General features: G+C 63.1%; 16 protein-coding genes. 8 read left to right on the plus strand and 8 right to left on the minus strand.

The annotated features are described in order from the left end of the window. Positions 1–47: 47 nt before the first annotated feature. The 4 genes from fabF to fabD form a co-directional block, all read right to left on the minus strand. The gene (gene fabF, locus V8U06_RS05915; RefSeq protein ID WP_427139878.1) at positions 48–1,310 is read right to left on the minus strand and encodes a beta-ketoacyl-ACP synthase II; all 1,263 of its coding nucleotides are present in this window, start codon (positions 1,308–1,310) and stop codon (positions 48–50) included. Positions 1,311–1,417: 107 nt separating this feature from the next. After that, positions 1,418–1,654 (minus strand): acyl carrier protein, encoded by a 237-nt coding sequence (locus V8U06_RS05920; RefSeq protein ID WP_003531676.1) that lies wholly within the window; start codon positions 1,652–1,654, stop codon positions 1,418–1,420. A gap of 283 nt (positions 1,655–1,937) precedes the next feature. Next, positions 1,938–2,675 carry a 3-oxoacyl-[acyl-carrier-protein] reductase gene (gene fabG / locus V8U06_RS05925; RefSeq protein ID WP_427139879.1) on the minus strand — a complete coding sequence of 246 codons (738 nt, stop codon included), beginning with the start codon at positions 2,673–2,675 and terminating at the stop codon, positions 1,938–1,940. A 23-nt stretch (positions 2,676–2,698) separates the two neighbouring features. Continuing rightward, the gene (fabD, locus tag V8U06_RS05930) at positions 2,699–3,643 is read right to left on the minus strand and encodes an ACP S-malonyltransferase (protein WP_427139880.1); all 945 of its coding nucleotides are present in this window, start codon (positions 3,641–3,643) and stop codon (positions 2,699–2,701) included. A 191-nt stretch (positions 3,644–3,834) separates the two neighbouring features. Between fabD and V8U06_RS05935 the strand changes: the two genes are divergently transcribed. Next, positions 3,835–4,878 carry an aldo/keto reductase gene (locus V8U06_RS05935; RefSeq protein ID WP_427139881.1) on the plus strand — a complete coding sequence of 348 codons (1,044 nt, stop codon included), beginning with the start codon at positions 3,835–3,837 and terminating at the stop codon, positions 4,876–4,878. Positions 4,879–4,917: 39 nt separating this feature from the next. Here V8U06_RS05935 and V8U06_RS05940 read toward each other — a convergent pair whose 3' ends face one another. Both V8U06_RS05940 and V8U06_RS05945 read right to left on the minus strand, forming a co-directional pair. After that, positions 4,918–6,312 carry a nucleobase:cation symporter-2 family protein gene (locus V8U06_RS05940; protein WP_427139882.1) on the minus strand — a complete coding sequence of 465 codons (1,395 nt, stop codon included), beginning with the start codon at positions 6,310–6,312 and terminating at the stop codon, positions 4,918–4,920. Positions 6,313–6,626: 314 nt separating this feature from the next. Beyond that, a complete protein-coding gene (locus V8U06_RS05945; protein WP_427139883.1) occupies positions 6,627–6,962 on the minus strand; it encodes a hypothetical protein in 336 nt (111 codons plus the stop codon). A 392-nt stretch (positions 6,963–7,354) separates the two neighbouring features. Here V8U06_RS05945 and rpsF point away from each other — a divergent pair, with 392 nt between their 5' ends. The 6 genes from rpsF to V8U06_RS05975 all read left to right on the plus strand — a co-directional run bounded on the left by rpsF (position 7,355) and on the right by V8U06_RS05975 (position 13,082). Next, entirely contained in the window at positions 7,355–7,807 is a 453-nt protein-coding gene (gene rpsF, locus V8U06_RS05950; RefSeq protein ID WP_203318510.1) for a 30S ribosomal protein S6, read from the plus strand. Positions 7,808–7,831: 24 nt separating this feature from the next. After that, positions 7,832–8,080, plus strand: coding sequence for a 30S ribosomal protein S18 (gene rpsR, locus V8U06_RS05955; protein ID WP_069059269.1), 249 nt, complete (start codon positions 7,832–7,834; stop codon positions 8,078–8,080). A 231-nt stretch (positions 8,081–8,311) separates the two neighbouring features. Continuing rightward, positions 8,312–9,286 (plus strand): DUF2232 domain-containing protein, encoded by a 975-nt coding sequence (locus tag V8U06_RS05960; protein WP_226919755.1) that lies wholly within the window; start codon positions 8,312–8,314, stop codon positions 9,284–9,286. 21 nt (positions 9,287–9,307) lie between these two features. Beyond that, positions 9,308–9,886, plus strand: a complete 579-nt coding sequence (gene rplI / locus V8U06_RS05965) for a 50S ribosomal protein L9 (protein ID WP_427139884.1) — start codon at positions 9,308–9,310, stop codon at positions 9,884–9,886. 222 nt (positions 9,887–10,108) lie between these two features. Further along, positions 10,109–11,395 carry a class I SAM-dependent methyltransferase gene (locus V8U06_RS05970; RefSeq protein ID WP_427139885.1) on the plus strand — a complete coding sequence of 429 codons (1,287 nt, stop codon included), beginning with the start codon at positions 10,109–10,111 and terminating at the stop codon, positions 11,393–11,395. Between the two features lie 187 nt (positions 11,396–11,582). After that, the gene (locus V8U06_RS05975; protein WP_226919758.1) at positions 11,583–13,082 is read left to right on the plus strand and encodes a replicative DNA helicase; all 1,500 of its coding nucleotides are present in this window, start codon (positions 11,583–11,585) and stop codon (positions 13,080–13,082) included. Positions 13,083–13,257: 175 nt separating this feature from the next. Here the strand turns inward: V8U06_RS05975 and V8U06_RS05980 are convergent, their stop codons facing one another. Both V8U06_RS05980 and V8U06_RS05985 read right to left on the minus strand, forming a co-directional pair. Continuing rightward, the gene (locus V8U06_RS05980) at positions 13,258–17,052 is read right to left on the minus strand and encodes a hypothetical protein (protein WP_427139886.1); all 3,795 of its coding nucleotides are present in this window, start codon (positions 17,050–17,052) and stop codon (positions 13,258–13,260) included. Positions 17,053–17,416: 364 nt separating this feature from the next. Then, a complete protein-coding gene (locus tag V8U06_RS05985) occupies positions 17,417–18,019 on the minus strand; it encodes a hypothetical protein (RefSeq protein ID WP_427139887.1) in 603 nt (200 codons plus the stop codon). A gap of 103 nt (positions 18,020–18,122) precedes the next feature. Between V8U06_RS05985 and alr the strand changes: the two genes are divergently transcribed. After that, positions 18,123–19,289: an alanine racemase gene (gene alr / locus V8U06_RS05990; protein ID WP_427139888.1), complete on the plus strand. Its 1,167-nt coding sequence runs from the start codon at positions 18,123–18,125 to the stop codon at positions 19,287–19,289. The last annotated feature ends 41 nt before the right edge of the window (positions 19,290–19,330 follow it).

Below are 19,330 nucleotides of genomic sequence, written 5' to 3' on the forward strand. Positions count from 1 at the left end.
CGGCAAAAGCAGGGTGTGCGGCGCGCCGGGGCAAGGCCCGGTCCAGGTCAGGCGTCGTAGCGCTTGAGAACCAGCGATGCGTTCGTTCCGCCGAAGCCGAACGAGTTGGACAGCGCCACGTTGATCTCGCGCTTGCGGGCCTTGTGGGGCACCAGGTCGATCGCCGTCTCGACGTCTGGATTGTCGAGGTTCAGCGTCGGCGGGGCGATATTGTCACGGATCGCCAGCGCGGTGAAGATTGCCTCGACGGCACCGGCCGCCCCCAGAAGATGGCCGATGGCCGACTTGGTGGACGACATGGAGATGCGGGACGCCGCATCGCCGACAAGGCGCTCGACGGCGCCAAGCTCGATCGTGTCGGCCATGGTGGAGGTGCCATGCGCGTTGATGTAGTCGAGTTCGCTCGCCGGAATGCCGGCGCGCTTCAGCGCCATGGTCATGCAGCGGAACGCGCCGTCGCCATCCTCGGAGGGCGCGGTGATGTGGAAGGCGTCGCCGGACAGGCCATAGCCGATCACTTCGGCATAGATCTTGGCGCCGCGGGCTTTCGCGTGTTCCAGCTCTTCCAGAACGACGATGCCGGCGCCCTCGCCCATGACGAAGCCGTCGCGGTCGCGGTCATAGGGACGGGATGCGGCGGTCGGGTCGTCGTTGCGGGCGGTCGACAGCGCCTTGCAGGCGGCAAAGCCGGCCAGCGAGATGCGGCAGATCGGCGATTCGGCGCCGCCCGCCACCATGACGTCGGCGTCGCCGAGCGCGATCAGGCGGCTCGCGTCGCCGATCGCATGCGCGCCGGTCGAGCAGGCCGTGACGACGGAATGGTTGGGGCCGCGCAGCTTGTGCTTGATCGACACCTGGCCCGAGGCGAGGTTGATCAGGCGGCCGGGAATGAAGAAGGGCGAGATGCGGCGGGGGCCCTTGTCGCGCAGCGTATAGCCGGCCTCGACGATGCCTTCGAGGCCGCCGATGCCCGAGCCGATCAGCACGCCGGTCGCGATCTGGTCCTCGTTGGTCTTGGGATGCCAGCCGGCATCGGCAAGCGCCATGTCGGCCGCCGCCACCGCATAGATGATGAACGGGTCGACCTTACGCTGTTCCTTGGGCTCCATCCACTGGTCGGCATTGTAGGTGCCGTCGGTGCCGTCGCCGAGCGGAATGGAGCAGGCGATCTTTGCGGGGAGATCCTCGACCTCGAAGGTCGTGACTTTGGCGGCGCCGCTGCGGCCTTCCAGAAGCCGGCTCCAGGTCACTTCGGTGCCACAGCCAAGCGGTGATACCATGCCGGTACCCGTGATAACGACACGCCTCATCGTCCGTGATCCACCCTTTGTATTCTCGTATCCGTTGCCTCGTGACGAGGTGGGCCTCCCGCAGGAGACCGGGACGGGCCGCCGAAGGCGGCCCGTCGGCAATCAAATCAGGCCTGGGCCTTCTCGATGAACTTGACGGCGTCGCCGACCGTCAGGATCGAGTCGGCAGCGTCGTCCGGGATCTCGACGCCGAACTCTTCTTCAAACGCCATGACCAGTTCGACGGTGTCGAGCGAGTCCGCGCCAAGATCATCGATGAAGCTTGCGCCTTCGCTGACCTTTTCGGCGTCAACGCCCAGATGATCAATGACAATTTTCTTTACGCGTTCTGCGATATCGCTCATGTCGGATTCCTCGACCTTTGTTTTTGATCGGTGCCTGTCACGGCACCGGACACTCAACACGCCCGATGTGCCTCAAGAACACATCCGGCAATCCCTTCAACCGGCAATGCGGGATCGACGATCCTGTTGCGTATCGCCCGATCGCTCAGGCTTTTGCCGGTCGACTGCTGGCAGTCATGGCCCGATTAACACGGTTTATGCCTGCCGCAAAGCCTGAAAATGGCCGGTGCGCCAGCGGTCAACATGCAATTTATGCTGCTTCGCCGGGCGCTTGGGGCCAGGTTCAGATCATCGCCATGCCGCCGTTGACGTGCAGCGTCTGGCCCGTCATGTAGGCGGCTTCCGAGGAAGCGAGGTAAGCGACGGCCGAGGCGACTTCCGCGCCGGTGCCCATGCGCTTCATCGGGATCGCTCCCATGATCGCTTCCTTCTGCTTGTCGTTCAGCTTGCCGGTCATCGCGCTTTCGATGAAGCCCGGGGCGACGCAGTTGACCGTGACGTTGCGGGTCGCGATTTCCTGGGCCAGCGACTTGGTGAAGCCGATCATGCCGGCCTTGGAGGCGCAGTAGTTCGCCTGGCCCGGATTGCCGGTGACGCCGACCACGGAGGTGATGTTGATGATGCGGCCATAGCGGCGGCGCATCATCGGATGGGTCAGTTCGCGCGTCAGGCGGAAGACCGCCGTCAGGTTCACTTCCAGAACCGCGTCCCAGTCCTCGTCGCTCATGCGCACGAAGAGGCCGTCCTTGGTGATGCCGGCATTGTTGACGAGGATGTCGACGCCGCCAAGCTCGGCCTCGGCCTTTTCGCCCAGCGCCTTCACTTCGGCGCGGTCGGAAAGGTTGGCCGGGAAGATGTGCACGCGTTCGCCGAGTTCGCCGGCAAGCGTTTCCAGCTTTTCGACGCGGGTGCCGTGCAGGCCGACAACGGCGCCCTGGGCGTGAAGCATGCGGGCGATCTCTTCGCCGATGCCGCCGGATGCGCCGGTAACGAGAGCCTTGCGGCCGGAAAGATCAAACATGGTTCCGTTCCTTTATAGAGGGATCAGCCGATGAGCGCTGCAAGCGCGCTGTCGATGTCGGCGGGCGTGTTGACGGCGATGCCGGTGACGGACTTGTCGATGCGGCGCGCAAGGCCGGTCAGGACCTTGCCGGAGCCAACCTCGTAGAGCGTCGTGACATCGTTCTTGCCGAACCATTCCACCGTCTCGCGCCAGCGGACCTGGCCCGTGACCTGCTCGACGAGCAGGCGCACGATCTCCTGCGGGTCGCTGACCGGCGCGGCGCGCACATTGGCGATGACCGGCACGACGGGGGCCTTGGCCTCGACGGCGGCAAGCGCTTCGCGCATCGCGTCGGCGGCGGGCGCCATCAGGGCGGAATGGAAGGGGGCGGAGACCGACAGCATCAGCGCGCGCTTGGCGCCCTTGTCGGTCGCGAGCCGGGCGGCGACCTCGACGGCCGGCTTGGCGCCGGAGATGACGAGCTGGCCGCCGCCATTGTCGTTGGCGATCTGGCAGGCGCCGCCGGCGGACGCTTCCGCGCAGATGGCTTCGACATCGGCCTGTTCGAGGCCGATGATGGCGGCCATGGCGCCCTCGCCCACCGGAACGGCCGACTGCATGGCGTTGCCGCGGATGCGCAGCAGGCGCGCGGTGTCGGCCAGCGAGAAGGTGCCGGCGGCGCAGAGCGCCGAATATTCGCCCAGCGAGTGGCCGGCGACGTAGGAAACCCGATCCTTCAGCGACAGACCGCGCGCTTCCAGCACCCGCATGACGGCGATGGACACGGCCATCAGCGCCGGCTGGGCATTGGCCGTCAGCGTCAGCGTTTCTTCGGGACCGTCGAACATGATGGCGGAAAGCTTCTGGCCGAGGGCGTCGTCGACTTCCGCGAAAACGGCGCGCGCTTCGGGGAAGGCGTCTGCGAGTTCCTTGCCCATGCCGACGGCCTGGCTGCCCTGACCGGGGAAGGTGAATGCTACGCTCATAGGGGTTTCTCCCGTCTCTTGTTTTCCTTTCCATTCACATTCCGGCCGCGCAAGTCAAGGCATTGCGGCCTTCCCGCCCCTTTGAGGGCCGCGCTTTCCAAGGCCTTGCACAGGGAATCGCCCCCGCCGGCTTGCACTTCGCGGCGACGCGCCTACATTCGCGCCGTTCCCACAACAGGATATTCCCTCCCATGAAATACAATCCGCTCGGCAGGACCGGCATCAGCGTGTCGGAAATCTGCCTCGGCACGATGACCTGGGGTTCGCAGAACAGCGAGCAGGACGCGCACGACCAGCTCGACTACGCCTTTTCGCAGGGCGTCAACTTCGTCGACACGGCCGAACTCTACCCCACCACGCCGCTCTCGCCCGAGACCTATGGCGATACCGAACGCTTCATCGGCACATGGATAAAGGCGCGCGGCAACCGCGGCAAGGTGGTTCTTGCCACCAAGGTTGCCGGTCCCGGCCGCCCCTATATCCGCGGCGGCGCGCCGCTCAGCCGCGCCAGCATCCTGGAAGCCATCGACGCCAGCCTCCAGCGCCTTCAGACCGATTACGTCGATCTTTACCAGCTGCACTGGCCGAACCGCGGCCACTACCACTTCCGCAATGCCTGGAGCTACGACCCGTCGAAGCAGGACCGCGAGAAGGTGGCGGCCGAACTCCTGGAAGCGCTCGAAACCGTCGGCGACCTCGTCAAGGCCGGGAAGGTGCGCGCGCTCGGTCTTTCCAACGAGACGGCCTGGGGCACGATGCAGATGCTGCGCCATGCCGAAGAAAAGGGCCTGCCGCGCGTCGCCTCGATCCAGAACGAGTATAACCTGCTCTACCGGGCCTACGATCTCGACCTTGCGGAACTGTCGCATCACGAGGAAGTGGGGCTGCTCGCCTATTCGCCGCTCGCCGCCGGCCTTCTCACCGGCAAGTATCTCGACGGCGCCCGGCCCGAGGGCTCGCGCGTCACCAAGAACGGCGATCTCGGCGGCCGCTACCAGCCGCATCAGGAGCCGGCCGTCCGGGCCTATGTGGAGCTTGCGCGGGAAAACGGCATCGACCCGGCCCAGATGGCCCTCGCCTTCTGCCTGACCCGGCCCTTCATGGCCTCGGTCATCATCGGCGCGACCTCGATGGAGCAGTTGAAGACGGATGTCGCCGCCAAGGACCTGACGCTTTCGGCCGATGTCGTGAACGGCATCCGCCGCATCCACCGGCTCTATCCGGCGCCGATGTAAAAAGAAAACCGGGCGGCTGTAGAGCCGCCCGGTCCGCCGTCAGTGGACAGGCTTGGGTTCGTTTGTTTCCGGCAGCAGCCAGTTGAGCAGCACGGCGCAGAGGCCGCCGGTCGCAACGCCCGATTCCAGCACGTCCTTCAGGAAGCGCGGCATGTGCGAGACGAATTCCGGCACCTGCGAGACGCCGAGACCGAGCGCCAGCGAGATCGCGATGATCAGCAGCGCGCGGCGGTCGAGCTGGAGGCCGGCGAGGATGTTGATGCCGGAGGCGGCGACCGCGCCGAACATGACGATGACGGCGCCGCCCAGCACCGGCTCCGGCACGGCCTGGATGATGCCGGCGATCGTCGGGAAGAGGCCGAGCAGCACGAGCACGCCGGCGATATAGACGCCGACATGGCGGCTGGCGACGCCGGTGAGCTGGATGATGCCGTTATTCTGCGCGAAGACCGAGCTTGGGAAGGTGTTGAAGAGGCCTGCCAGCAGCGAATTCGCGCCGTTGACCAGCACGCCGCCCTTGACCCGCTCCATCCAGACCGGGCCTTCGACGGGCTCGCGGGAGATCTTGCTGGTGGCGGTGATGTCGCCGATGGCTTCGAGCGAAGTCACCAGATAGATCACGACCATGGGCGCGAACAGCGTCCAGGAGAAATCCAGCCCGAAATGCAGCGGCATCGGCACCTCGAACCAGGCGGCCTGGTGCACGCCGGTGAAATCGAGACGGCCGAGCGAGGCGGCGAGCGCATAGCCGGCGCCGAGCGCGATGATGATGGCGGCGCTGCGCACCCAGACGACCGGGATGCGGTTGAGCACGATGATGAGGCCCAGCACCGTGCCCGAGAGCAGCAGGTTCTCGCCATTGGCGAAGGTGCCCGACTGCATGGCGCCGAAGCCGCCGCCCATGCTGATGAGGCCGACCTTGATGAGCGTGAGGCCGATCATCAGCACGACGATGCCGGTGACGAGCGGGGTGATGAATTTCTTCACGAAGGGCAGGATGCGGGAAAGCCCCATCTCGATGAAGGACCCCGCGATGACGACGCCGAAGATGCAGGCCATGACGGCCTCCACGGGCGTGCCCTGCTTGACCATCAGCACGCCGCCGGCGATCAGCGGGCCGACGAAGTTGAAGCTCGTGCCCTGCACGATGAGCAGGCCCGCCCCGAGCGGACCGAAGCGGCGGCACTGCACGAAGGTGGCGATGCCGGAAATGACCAGCGACATCGAGACGATCATGTTGGTGTCGCGGGCCGAAACGCCGAGCGCCTGACAGATCAGCAGGCCCGGCGTGACGATCGGCACGATGATGGCGAGCAGATGCTGGATGGCGGCGAGCAGCGCGATCAGCGGCTTCGGCCGGTCCTCGAGCGCGAAGACCAGTTCATCGGCGGCCGCCGCTCCCGGCGACACCTCCGGATGGGTATGGGCGTTCATGCGCGGCCCTCCATCCGGCACATGATGGCTCGGTTTTCGATTGAATTGCATGCGTGTGAGCCGCACCGTGCCGAGGCACGTTCGTTGTGGGTCGCCATGGCTTCTCCTCCCGGCGTGATGGGGTTTTGCCCAAGGGGGTCCGAAGCCTCCACTTCGGGCAGGAGAAGCTAGCCGAGTTTGCCGGCAACACATTCCCCCCAAATCGTGAAAGAGTTTCACGCATCGAAAGGGTCGCGCCCGTGCCCGCCCACCTCTGCGAACAAAAAGAAACCCGCCGTTTCCGGCGGGTTTCCTCATGCCCCATGCGGGTGATGTTACGGCGTGGTGGTGGTCGCACCGCCACCTTCGGCCGGCTGGCTTTCGAGCGGCTGGGTGCCGCCCGTCGCGCCGCCGGTCGCACCGCCCGTTGCGCCGCCCGACTGGCCGTCGGTGGCCGTGCCGCCTGCCGGCGCGCTGTCCTGCGTGCCGATGGCGGACGTGTTGGCATTCGGGTCGACGCCATCACCCGGCGTTCCGCTGCCGACGAAATAGAAGATGCCTACCGCGACCAGCACGGCGAGAATCACGGCCACGGCCCAGCCGCCGGTGCCGCTGCCGCCGCTGCTCTGGTTGACGACGGTCGGGCCACGGTCATCCACCGGACGCGTCATGCGATCTTCCGGGGGACGATTGACAAGGTTGGGGTCTTGCATGTCGGTCACTCCATCTGGTTGGATCGACGGGGAAACGCGGCATCTGCGATTTGGTTCCCGCCCCGTTTCGAAACGGGGCACCTCGTTTGTCGGCACGGGCCTTGCTTTCCCGCGAAAAATCCGTATAAGCGCGCTGTTCAAAACACCCGGGTCACCGGCTGGTGGCTGAACGGAGGGCCGGCATATCGCAAGATCTGCCGTTTGGGGCCAAGGGCTCCGGCCTCCCGTGTCTCCGCTCTCGACCGTCTGGATGATACGCTTTTCTTGCTTCGGGCATCTGCCCCTGAGAACTGTCGTTGAGGCTTGGCGCCGGTTTCGGGTGTAGTTTAACGCAAGAAAGGCAAAGCCACATGGCTCTTTACGAACATGTATTCCTGGCCCGCCAGGACGTGTCCGCCCAGCAGGTCGACGCTCTCGTCGAACAGTACAAGGGTGTGATCGAAGCACACGGCGGCAAGGTCGGCCGGGTCGAAAACTGGGGCCTCAAGTCCCTGACCTACCGCATCAAGAAGAACCGCAAGGCGCATTACGCGCTGATGGACATCGACGCTCCGGCCGCCGCCATCCACGAGATGGAACGCCAGATGCGCATCAACGAAGACGTTCTTCGTTACATGACCATCGCCGTCGAAGCCCACGAAGAAGGCCCGTCTGCCATGATGCAGAAGCGCGACCGCGACGACCGTCCGCGCCGTGATGGCGACGACCGCGGCCCGCGCCGCGACTTCGGCGACCGTCCGCGCCGCGACTTCGGCGACCGCCCGCCGCGTGGCGACCGTCCGGCCCGCGAAGACCGCGCGTAATCGAAGCAGAAGGAGACTAAGACAATGGCTGATACTTCCTCCGCTCCGGCACGCCGTCCGTTCCACCGCCGCCGCAAGACCTGCCCCTTCTCGGGCGCAAACGCTCCGAAGATCGACTACAAGGACGTCCGTCTTCTGTCGCGTTACATCTCCGAGCGCGGCAAGATCGTTCCGTCCCGCATCACGGCCGTTTCCCAGAAGAAGCAGCGCGAACTCGCCAAGGCGATCAAGCGCGCCCGCTTCCTCGGCCTGCTGCCCTACGTCGTAGCGTAAGGACGTGACTCTACGGCCTGACTCGACGTCGGGCCGAGGCACATGACTCCGGGGGAAGACGGTCTTCCGCCTTCCCCTTCTCCCTTCCGCGTTGGGCGCGGATCGGAACCATGGCTCTTCGGAGCCAAATCCACCGGCTCCTTTGGAGCCAAAACCCATGTTGGGGATGTCTCCTGAATCTATCTGTCAGGAACCTCCTCTAACTGTCTGACCGGACAGGACAGCGAACCCGTGAAGACCCTGACGCCAACCTCGATTGCGACCGGCCTCGTTGCCGGTGTGACCGCCGCTCTGCTGTCGCTGAGCGCGAATGCGCAGTCGTCGCTTGCGATCGTGCTTTACGCCGCGTCCGCCCTTCCCATCCTGATCGCCGGCCTCGGCTGGGGCAATGCCAGCGCCTTCATCGCCGTCGTCGCCGGCGGCATCACGGCTTCCGCGCTGGTCTCCTCGCATTTCGCCGCGCTGATCGTTCTCATCACGCTGATCCCGGCCGGCTGGCTGAGCAATCTCGCCAACCTCGCGCGCCCCGCCTCCGAACTCGGCGGCCCGGACAATGCGCTCGCCTGGTATCCGCTGTCCAACATCCTCGCCCATCTCGCCGTCATGGTGACGCTCGGCATGATCGCCGTCGGCGCCATCGTCGGCTACAACAGCGACATGGCCGGCCGTCTGGTCGACATCGTGCTCGAGACGCTGAAGGCGCAGGAACCGCTCTACAATCCCGACGCCAATGCCGTGGCGCAGCTCAAGTCCATCTTCGCGCTGGCGCTGCCGCTGGTGCAGGGCGCGCTCTGGGTGTTCCTGCTGTTTACGGCCTATTACATCGCGACCTTCGTCGTGCGTGTCTCGGGCAAGGGCCTGCGCCCGCGCGAGGACATGCCCTCGACGCTGCGCATGCACCGCAATGCGATCTTCTTCTTCCTCGCCGGTCTCGTTCTCGCCTTCCTCGGCGGCGTGCCGGCGATCATCGGCGCGCTCGTCTGCGGCACCTTCGGGGCCGGCTTCGTGCTCGCCGGCTTCGCGAGCCTGCATTTCAGGACGCGCGGCAAGCCGTGGCGGCTCTTCGCCCTGTGGTTCGCCTATCTCTCGGTATTGCTCTTCACGATACCGGTCTTCGCCATCCTCATTCTGGGTCTCCTGGACACGCGGCGCACCATCGCGCTGACGCCCTCCGGCCCGGCAGAGCAGAAAAACCCGAACACCTGAACTCTAGAAAGGAACTCTAAAATGGACGTCATTCTTCTCGAACGCATCGCCAAGCTCGGCCAGATGGGCGAAACCGTAAAGGTTCGCGACGGCTTCGCCCGTAACTACCTGCTGCCGCTCGGCAAGGCGCTGCGCGCCAACGAAGCCAACAAGAAGCGCTTCGAATCCGAGCGTGCGACGCTCGAAGCCCGGAACCTCGAGCGCAAGTCGGAAGCCCAGACGGTTGCCGAAAAGCTCGACGGCAAGTCCTTCGTCATCGTCCGCTCGGCTGGCGAAACCGGCCAGCTCTACGGTTCGGTCGCCGCCCGCGACATCATCGAAGTCCTCGCTTCCGAAGGCTTCAACGTCGGCCGCAACCAGGTCGAACTCAACACGCCGATCAAGGCCATCGGCCTGCACAAGGTCGTGCTGCACCTGCATGCCGAAGTCGAGATCGCCATCGAAGTCAACGTTGCCCGCTCCGCCGACGAAGCCGAGCGTCAGTCCAAGGGCGAAAGCCTGACCTCCGCCGACGCCATCTACGGCGTTGACGAAGACGCGCTGACGGCCGCCGACTTCTTCGATCCGGAAGCCGACCTCGAAGACGGCGAAGACGCCTAAGACCTCTTGAACGGGCCGGCTCTGCCGGCCCGTTTGCTTTTGGCCGTTCGCTTTTCGTCCGTCTTCACGGGAGGCCAAAAAGCACGGGTTGAAATCCCGATTTTCGCATCAATATTTATATGTCGTTAGACTGGATTGGCGGTCGGGCCGCTTGCCAGGCCGGTTTCCGACCAGACCCAGACCCGTTCCGCCAGATTTTTTAAGCGCGACGGAGTTTAGCGAATGAAATTCATTGTACAGGCTCTCGTTTCCCGCCTCGTCGAGACCGGAAATCTGACGATCGCCTATCCTGACGGCACTAGCCAGGCCTTCGGCGATGGCACCGGCAATGCCGTGCACATGCGCATCAACAGCCGCAAGGCCCTCTTTGGCCTCGCCATCGACCCCGCCTACTATCTCGGCCACCATTACGGCACCGGGGATATCGATATCGTCGAAGGCGACATGTACGGCCTTCTCAAGACCATCTTCACCGGCAATCCCGACTTCAAGTATTACGACACGGGCTGGAACCGCCTGCTCGACCGCGTGCGCTACCTCTTCCGCTGGGTGCGCGAGAAGAACAGCGTGGTGCGCGCACGCCGCAACGTGCAGCATCACTACGACCTGACGGGCGACCTCTACGATCTGTTCCTCGACGAGGACCGGCAATATTCCTGCGCCTATTTCGAGCGGCCGGACCAGACGCTGGACGAGGCGCAGCTTTCCAAGAAGCGCCATATCGCCGCCAAGCTCAACATCATCCGGCCGGGCCAGAGCGTGCTCGACATCGGCTGCGGCTGGGGCGGCATGGCGCTCTACCTCGCCCGCCAGGTCGGCGCGAAGGTGACGGGCGTCACGCTCTCCGACGAGCAGCATGCGCTGGCCGTGAAGCGGGCGAGCGATGCCGGGCTTTCGGGAGAGGTGCAGTTCCTCCTGCAGGACTACCGCAACACGGACGGGCCTTTCGACCGCATCGTCTCCGTCGGCATGTTCGAGCATGTGGGACGGCCGAACTACCTCACCTTCTTCAGGAAGAGCGCATCGCTCCTCAAGCGGGACGGCGTGATGCTGCTGCACACGATCGGCCGCACCGACCGCCCCTCGGCGAACAACCCGTTCATCGAGAAATACATCTTCCCCGGTGGCTATATCCCGGCCCTGTCGGAGGTGATGCAGGCTGTGGAAAAGAGCGGGCTGGCGGTGACGGACGTGGAGATCCTGCGCCTGCACTATGCCGAGACGCTGCGCCACTGGCGCGAGCGCTTCATGGCGCGGCGCGCGGAGGCGAAGGCGCTCTATGACGAGAAGTTCTGCCGCATCTGGGAGTTCTATCTGGCGGCGTCCGAAAGCGCCTTCCGCTGGCAGAACCTCGTGGTCTTCCAGCTGCAACTGGCGCACGACCAGGCGGCCGCGCCGCTGACCCGCGACTATATCGGCCGCGGCGAGGATTGCCTGCGGGCGCACGAGGGCGATGCGAAGGGCGACCGGCGCGGCGCGCGGCAATATCCGAAGGAGGCCTCGCTCTGAGATTCGCGGCGCGAGTCAATCGCGCGGCGGCAGGCCCGGCGAAATCCGGGCTTGCCGTGTTTGCCGCGCCTGTGGAAAAGTCTAACATCGGGCCTAAAGGTCGGATGGGGTCGGAACTGCTTGACCCCCAGCCGCAAAGAACCCAAACCACCGGGCTTCAAGAAACAGGGACGGGAGATTCGGGACGATGAACGATGCCGTGCGCAAGCTGAACCAGCCGGGCCGCGACGCGACCGAGCTGCATCACCGCGAGGCGCCGAACAACGTCGAGGCGGAGCAGGCGCTGCTGGGTGCCATCCTGATCAACAACGACGCCTATTACCGGGTCTCGGACTTCCTCAAGCCGATCCATTTCTTCGAGCCGCTGCACCGCAAGATCTACGAGCTTGCCGGCGATACGATCCGCATGGGCAAGATCGCCACCACGATCACGCTGAAGACGCACCTGCCGACCGACGTGAAGGTCGGCGAGCAGACGGTCTCGCAGTATCTGGCGACGCTCGCCGCCGGCGCGGTGACCATCATCAACGCGGAAGACTACGGCCGCGCCATCTACGACCTCGCGCTCCGCCGCTCGCTGATCACCATCGGCGAGGACATGGTCAACATCGCCTATGACGCGCCGCTCGACATGCCGCCGCAGAACCAGATCGAGGATGCCGAGCGCCGGCTGTTCGAACTGGCCGAAACCGGCCGCTACGACGGCGGCTTCCAGTCGTTCAACGACGCGGTCGCCCAGGCCATCGACATGGCGGGCCAGGCCTTCGAGCGCGACGGTTCGCTGTCGGGCATTTCCACCGGCATCCATTCGCTCGACGGGCGCATGGGCGGCCTGCAGCGCTCGGACTTGATCGTGCTCGCCGGACGCCCCGGCATGGGCAAGACCTCGCTTGCCACCAACATCGCCTACAACATCGCCGCCGCCTACGAGCCGGAAGTGCAGGCGGACGGGTCCTTCAAGGCCAGGAACGGCGGCGTCGTCGGCTTCTACTCGCTCGAAATGTCCTCCGAACAGCTCGCAACGCGTATCATCTCCGAGCAGACGGAAGTCTCCTCCTCGAAGATCCGCCGCGGCGACATTTCCGAGGCCGACTTCGAAAAGCTCGTCGCCTGCTCGCAGATGATGCAGAAGGTGCCGCTCTATATCGACCAGACGGGTGGTATCTCCATCGCCCAGCTTTCCGCCCGCGCCCGCCGCCTCAAGCGCCAGCGCGGCCTCGATTGCCTGGTGGTGGACTATATCCAGCTCATGACCGGCTCGGGCAAGTCGAGCGACAACCGCGTGCAGGAAATCACCCAGATCACCACCGGCCTCAAGGCGCTCGGCAAGGAACTGAACGTGCCGATCATCGCGCTGTCCCAGCTCTCCCGTCAGGTGGAAAGCCGCGAGGACAAGCGCCCGCAGCTCTCCGACCTTCGCGAATCGGGCTCCATCGAGCAGGACGCCGACGTGGTGCTCTTCGTGTTCCGCGAGGAATATTACGTGAAGAACCTCGAGCCGCGCGACGAGTTCGACCCGAAATACGAAGAATGGAAGATGCAGTTCGAAAAGGTGAAGGGCACGGCGGACGTCATCATCGCCAAGCAGCGTCACGGACCCACCGGCACCGTGAAGCTCGCCTTCCAGTCGGAATACACCCGCTTCACCGACCTCGCCGACCCCTCGTTCAGCCAGTACGAACACTGAGGCCACGCTTCGGGCTCGATCCTCGAGCCCGACGCCCTTGCCTCCTGGTCGGCATGCGCAGGCCTCTCCTCCGCCGTAGTCGCCCCTCCTCTGTCTTCCTCTGCCCTCTTCTCCGTCATTCTTAAGCAGGTTTTGACTGAATAGACATTTATGGAGGTGGAAGTTTGAAGCCCTATCATGGATGCCAACGCTCTCCCACGGCTGCCTGCTCGTCCTCGCGGCGAGCGTCCCGCTCGTAGCCGTTGGCAATCGAGACGAGCAGTGCTGAAACACGCGGATGAGAGTTTCCATATCGCGCAGCAAGTTCGCGATAGCGCCCTGCTAATTTACGCTCCTGTTCACCACCATCATATGGCCCACGTGTCGTAGCGCCGCGCGCATTCTGGACGCCTAAGTCAAACATCTCGCGAAGCCCGCCGTTCTCAGCTCGATCCAAGAAATCCAGTATCGTCACAGGCAGCCAATCCTCCCAAGGACGATGACGCGCAAAGCGCGCTAACAGCGCGCCGAAATGTGTTTCGGCCACTTCTTTGCGATCGATTTCAGTTGCTCGTCGCATGGACTCCTCAGCCCACGCGATGAAATCCTTCTCGACAATGTTTCCATCTTTGTTCAACCCAGGCAGTTTATTCCACCTTTCAAGCGCATGATATGTGAGTTCGGCTAGGAATTTCTGGTGCTCTGGCGTCACCTCCTGCTGCCCGGGATCATCTCTTCCGTCTCCACGACGGTAGCGCCAAGAGAGCATTTGGACAAACAGAGACGGGTCCCGGGCCAGTTCCCTATGCACCGCGAGAGTTCTTTCATGGTGGCGGTGTCCATAGCGGCAAAGAAGCGGAACAAAAGGAAGCTCTAGCGTTGCAATTCGCTCATCGGAAATGTTGTCAGCTTCATCTAGACGCTTAAAAACTTCGTCTAGATGATACTCAGATGGCAACACCCCATCCGGCTCCTGCCCGTATGAAATGGCTTGGAGAATCCGCTCCCATTGCTCCGGAGATAGCCTATCGGGCCACAGCTCGGCGGCAGCAAACGCTGAACGTGGGCGCCGCACACTAAGAAGCTTTCCAATAGCATATTCTATTTCTTCCGATGGCGTGTCGTCCCATATTCTGATCGACACCGTGCTCCAATAGGTGGCAGCGACATCGCTCCCGAGCTCTTCCGCAGCTAACCAACCTGGGGCGCGGCCAGGAAGGTGCTTCGCGAGCCGATGCTGAACGGCGGCACTCTTCAAAGTGCCGCTCTTGTTAAGAATAGAAAGGACGGCCCGGAGGTCTTCCCATCCCACGGTCCAAAGTACCTGTCGAAGAAAAGTATTGGCCGCCTCGCTTGGTTGATGTTCAAGAGAACGAGCAATCCATTTGGCTGCAATCTCAGGAGAAGCGTCTGGAGGCACCAACACTTGGGCGACGAGATCGGGTTGCTTAACGCTAAGGCCAAATTCGAAGACCTGATCCTCTCCCAACTCCTCTCGAATTTCCGTGATGGCCTTTTTGCGCTTCTGGCGCACGAGAGCGTCCCGCTCCTGCCACGATAGACGGCCTTCTCCCTCGTCTTCGACAAGGGACTGCCATTCGACGTATTGGCTTTCGAAAAGCCAGCGATTGCGGGCAGTCGCAGTTACCGGCTCCAGTGCAGTTTCTATCCGACGAAGGGAAATGGCCAAGTCGTCTCCATCTTCGCCTTTGTGGGAAGCATGCACTGTCTCACAGCGTCGAAGGTCGTCGCGAAGTTCTGCCTTCTCTTCCTCCGCAGCATCTATTGCCCACCGCTCAATCTCTCCAGTTAAGCGACTCAAGTCGTTCGAATGCAAGCGTGGCGCGATTTTGAGCAGTTTTTCCAACTCGGCCTTGTTGAAGGGAGTCAAATCTAGCAACAGACGACTGGCTTCAATTGCAGCATCCCGTACGTCAATATTCGTCGGGGCAGGCACCTCCTGCTCCAACGCGCGCCACTGTGGTCTTGCGGGCTTTATTGCAAAGCCTTGCCCCCTACCCGGAAGCAACGAAATACACACATTAATTGTCGCGCTTCGAAACTGCTTAGCTAAGTTCCGCAATACACGCATTCGATCCGGAACGCTTAGTGAAGTTGCAGGGAGCCAGACGCGGAACAGTGAGTTTGCAGTGGATATAGGCGAATTCGACCAATTATCCTTTATCTCAAACCGCTGAAGATCAAATATAATTCCAGCAGCGCGCGAAAAATACATTGGGTGCCAAGCTAGCAGTTCAAGAGCCCAAAGCAGATTAGTGCGAAGGCACTCCCCATTGCTCGGTCCTCTCGTCGTCCCCATGATTGCGTGGATAGCCGGTTCAGGTCGCCGAAGTTCTTCTTCCAAGCAATCGAGAAACGCATTTGGCGAAGCTTCCGCAAGCGCTCGCAAATGGCCACGAATTGAAAGCCAGCGCTCCTCACTGGCATTCTGCATAAGGACACGCACGACCTGACTGGCGCGGTACGCTAGGTCTATCTGTAGCCTATCCCCGCAAATTTCCGCTCCATGAATCGCCAAAATACAGAGAGTGTCGCCCAGCCCGGATAGAAGCGCCCCGGAATAGCTACCTGCTTTACCCAGAACATTTGCCATCCACCATTGGTCTTGGGGTAGATCCAAGGCTGGATCCCGTTCGCCGAGCAATTCGGGCACGAGCTGAAAGAAGCGCTCCAAATCGGAGCGTTCGATATAAGGGCCTATCGCGAAGAGTGCATCAAGCTGAGAAACAACAATATTGACGTTCCCATATTTCGCTATCGGCGCGTCGTCGAGCGTTAGCAAGTTATCTCGAACATGTTCTGTTTCGCCATCGGCAAACTCACCGAAAAGCTGGAGGACGGTGTCGTCATGCAAGCGCTCCCGTTCAACCCAAGAACCTGCCAGAGCGAAAGGGAGAAGCTGTTTGGCTGACACCCTATCGCGGGCCCACACAGGGCGCCGCACTTCAGGATCAGGCGAGAGTTGGCGCCTCAGCACAGGAACGGAATGGCCTGTCTTCCGGGCAAGAATCTCTGCCTCATCTTCGGCCAACCCCATAGCCACAAGCTCGGAGCAAAAGGTTTGTGATGGCACATGAGAAAGTTGCACAGAGTCCTGAACGTCCACGCGACCTCTAGAATATGCCCTAACAATTGTGACATTGCGTCGGTCCCCGAAATCGGTTTCCTGGCCATCCGGTAGATCTGCTATTGCGATCAAACGAGAAGCACCGGCTGTCGGGACTTTTATTCCGCCGGAGGTCACGACCAATGTTCGGTCGAGCAGATCAAGCGCATCCGCTTCGATTAGAGCTGCGACAACAAATGCGACCGCTTCACTTCGATCATCGGCTTGTATTGGTACGACATGGTCGCCGTCTCTGAGTTTCTGTAGGAGCGTGTTGACTTCGTTGTGTCTCCGGGTGGCGACTAGGCGCACGGATATCGGTGGTACGGAGGCCGTTGACCACTTTCGCCACCACTCATGAGGCGTTAAAAAACCAGGGCTGGCTATCCCAAGAAGCTCGCCCAGCCAGCGAGATGCTACAGGCGCTTCTTCAAGCCAAGTTTCAAGATCGATAGCATCGTAGGCATACACTGCCGACCACGAGCCTTCTCGACGGCGCGTCTCTAGCCATTCATCTTTCGTGCTCCAGCGTCTCGGGGTAACGAAAACAAAGCTGCTATCCGCTCGCTCATCCAGAGGTGTTTCGGCAGCTCGTTTCTCATAGTCACTATCTGCTTTACTCCGCGGGTCTTGGTTGCAACCCATCTCCCAAACGCTTCGTCCCTGCGGGACCCAAGCTGTCGCATGCCCAGCTTCGCACTGACCATCAAGACCGGGTAAATCGATGGCTTCGTTGCCTGGGAAACGCAGCGACAACAGAGAGGGGGTGGTCTCGCGTATCAGTCGACGGATAAGGAGCGGCAAATTCCTTCTGCATTCGTGACGATCTGCCCATTGACGAATGGCTGTTTCATCGACCGGCATGAGAATCCTCTATTCAAACTTTCCCTGGAACAAAATATGCGTTTCTATCACCCCCTGAACAACTGCCGCCCCCTTTCGTTGCTTTAGATCTGACATCGACTAAGCATCGTATGTAATAGCGTGGCGGCTAAGCGAGGCGCTGCCCCGTCCCGACGACGCGCTCGAAGCTGCCGACGTGATCCGAGAAGTCATCGACCGCAGTGGAAACCAGACGACAAGTCAAAGGCCGACACAGCATCACCGAGAATGCCGGTTTTGGTGAATGGTCACGCTTATCCCGAGCATGGCGGTCGCGAAGATGTGCCACAGGCGAGAAGCGGCAGGCTAAATGCCGGCCAGTCCGACCGAGCGAACCCGCTGCCCCTCACTTCCCGTCGAAAGCGGGGGCCTTGCAGAAATGCGCGGCGATGGCGAGGGCGTGGCGGCCGCGGGCCTTTTGTTCGGCATCCATCATCGGCAGGTCCAGCCGGTCCGAGCACATCTCGTCGGACGCGGCGCTTTCGCCCGACAGCGACAGGCGGCTGGAACAGAAGAGGCCCTTGCCCGTCATCACGACCTGCTGCGCCGACGGCGCATCGACCGGAACGGGATTGATCTCGGCGATCATGTCGTCGACGGAGGCATAGGCGGCGACGGTGGTGATGCGGCTGAGATCGACGAGGCCGAGCGTCAGCACCGCCCATTTTTCGGGAAACTGCAGGGCGGAGATGGTGCGGGCGCGGCAGGGCGCGCCGGAGACCTCCAGCCGCGTCACGAGCCGCGGGGCATTGGGATTGTCGACGATGGAATAGTAGACATCGGCCCCGGCCTGGCGCTCCGGCTCCGCGCCGTCCTGCGCAAGCCCCAGCAGCACGGCATGGGCCTCGCGCATCTCGCCATCGCTCGGCGCATGTTCGGCCGCCGCCGGCGCAAGACACGCAAGGGCTATCGCCACCGCCCCGAGGGCCGTTTCCATTCTGCGCGCCATTCTGCTTCCCTTTTTTGGGGCGCACCATAGAGGCGGCCCCTGCCGGCGGCAATGCGCGGGGGCGGCATATTGCTGCCATGGTCCACAGGCTGTATTCAGGGACATGAGCCCGCACCATCTGCACAACCGCCCCACCCTGCCCGTCGCCGGCGAGGATCACGCCCGCCTGACGATCGATCTGTCGGCGCTGGCCGACAACTGGCGCGCCATGGCCCGCCGCTCGGGCGCCGCCCGCACGGCCGCCGTACTGAAAGCCGACGCCTACGGTATCGGGCTGGAACCGGCCGCCCGCACCTTCCACCACGCCGGCGCGCGCGACTTCTTCGTCGCCACCCCGGCGGAAGGCGCGGCGCTCCGGGCCGCGCTGCCCGACGTGCGCATCTATGTTCTCTCGGGCATGTGGGCCGGCTCGGAACGGCTGTTCTTCGAATTCGACCTCGTGCCGGTCATCGTGTCGGAAGAGCAGCTCGTCGTCTTCATGGCGGCCATCGCCGAGAGCGGCGACCTGCCCTGCGTGCTGCATGTCGATACCGGCATGAACCGGCTCGGCCTTCGGGTCGAGGATGCGCTGGCGCTCGCCAGCGACGCCGCCCGCCCGGCGAGCTTTTCGCCGATCATGCTGCTGAGCCATCTCGCCTGCGCCGACGATCCCGGCCATGCGCTCAACCGCCAGCAGCTCCAGCGTTTCCGCAGCGTCGTCGCCGCCTTCGACGATATCGACGCGACGCTCGCCAATTCCGCCGGCATCTTCCTCGGCGAGGACTATCACTTCACCCTCACTCGCCCCGGCATCGCGCTCTATGGCGGGGCGGCGGTCAACGACGTGCCGAACCCGATGAAGCCGGTCGTCACCGCCGAAGCGCGCATCCTGCAGGTGCGCGAGGCGAAGGCCGGCGAGACCGTCAGCTACGGCGCCTCGCCCCTTGCCCGCGACAGCCGCATCGCCGTCGCCGCCATCGGCTATGCGGATGGCTACATGCGCAGCCTGTCGGGCGCCGGCGTGCCGCTGCGCAAGGCGGGCATCGAAGGCGCGAGCGGCGTGCTGCACGGCCGCGCCGTGCCGCTCGTCGGCCGCGTCACCATGGACCTCACGCATTTCGATGTCACCGACCTTTCGCCCGGCAGCGTCAGGGCCGGCGACTTCATCGAGCTCTTCGGCCGCACCATGCCGATCGAGGATGTCGCGCGCGCCGGCGGCACCATCGACTACGAGCTTTTGACCGGTCTCGGCCGCCGCTACGAACGGCGCTACGAGCTGGTGAAAAAATAGGACACGTTCTCCTTTTGTGCTAATGGCTTTCCGAATGATTC

It is taken from the genome of Shinella sp. G-2, from assembly GCF_050172695.1.
Lineage (GTDB): Bacteria > Pseudomonadota > Alphaproteobacteria > Rhizobiales > Rhizobiaceae > Shinella.

Coding starts and splice junctions, on each gene's coding strand:
- fabF (WP_427139878.1), bottom strand. CDS start 1,310: ATGAGGCGTGTCGTTATCACGGGTACCGGCATGGTATCACCGCTTGGC.
- V8U06_RS05920 (WP_003531676.1), bottom strand. CDS start 1,654: ATGAGCGATATCGCAGAACGCGTAAAGAAAATTGTCATTGATCATCTG.
- V8U06_RS05940 (WP_427139882.1), bottom strand. CDS start 6,312: ATGAACGCCCATACCCATCCGGAGGTGTCGCCGGGAGCGGCGGCCGCC.
- rplI (WP_427139884.1), top strand. CDS start 9,308: ATGGACGTCATTCTTCTCGAACGCATCGCCAAGCTCGGCCAGATGGGC.
- V8U06_RS05945 (WP_427139883.1), bottom strand. CDS start 6,962: ATGACGCGTCCGGTGGATGACCGTGGCCCGACCGTCGTCAACCAGAGC.
- fabD (WP_427139880.1), bottom strand. CDS start 3,643: ATGAGCGTAGCATTCACCTTCCCCGGTCAGGGCAGCCAGGCCGTCGGC.
- rpsF (WP_203318510.1), top strand. CDS start 7,355: ATGGCTCTTTACGAACATGTATTCCTGGCCCGCCAGGACGTGTCCGCC.
- V8U06_RS05975 (WP_226919758.1), top strand. CDS start 11,583: ATGAACGATGCCGTGCGCAAGCTGAACCAGCCGGGCCGCGACGCGACC.
- V8U06_RS05935 (WP_427139881.1), top strand. CDS start 3,835: ATGAAATACAATCCGCTCGGCAGGACCGGCATCAGCGTGTCGGAAATC.
- V8U06_RS05980 (WP_427139886.1), bottom strand. CDS start 17,052: ATGCCGGTCGATGAAACAGCCATTCGTCAATGGGCAGATCGTCACGAA.
- alr (WP_427139888.1), top strand. CDS start 18,123: ATGAGCCCGCACCATCTGCACAACCGCCCCACCCTGCCCGTCGCCGGC.
- fabG (WP_427139879.1), bottom strand. CDS start 2,675: ATGTTTGATCTTTCCGGCCGCAAGGCTCTCGTTACCGGCGCATCCGGC.
- V8U06_RS05985 (WP_427139887.1), bottom strand. CDS start 18,019: ATGGCGCGCAGAATGGAAACGGCCCTCGGGGCGGTGGCGATAGCCCTT.
- V8U06_RS05970 (WP_427139885.1), top strand. CDS start 10,109: ATGAAATTCATTGTACAGGCTCTCGTTTCCCGCCTCGTCGAGACCGGA.
- rpsR (WP_069059269.1), top strand. CDS start 7,832: ATGGCTGATACTTCCTCCGCTCCGGCACGCCGTCCGTTCCACCGCCGC.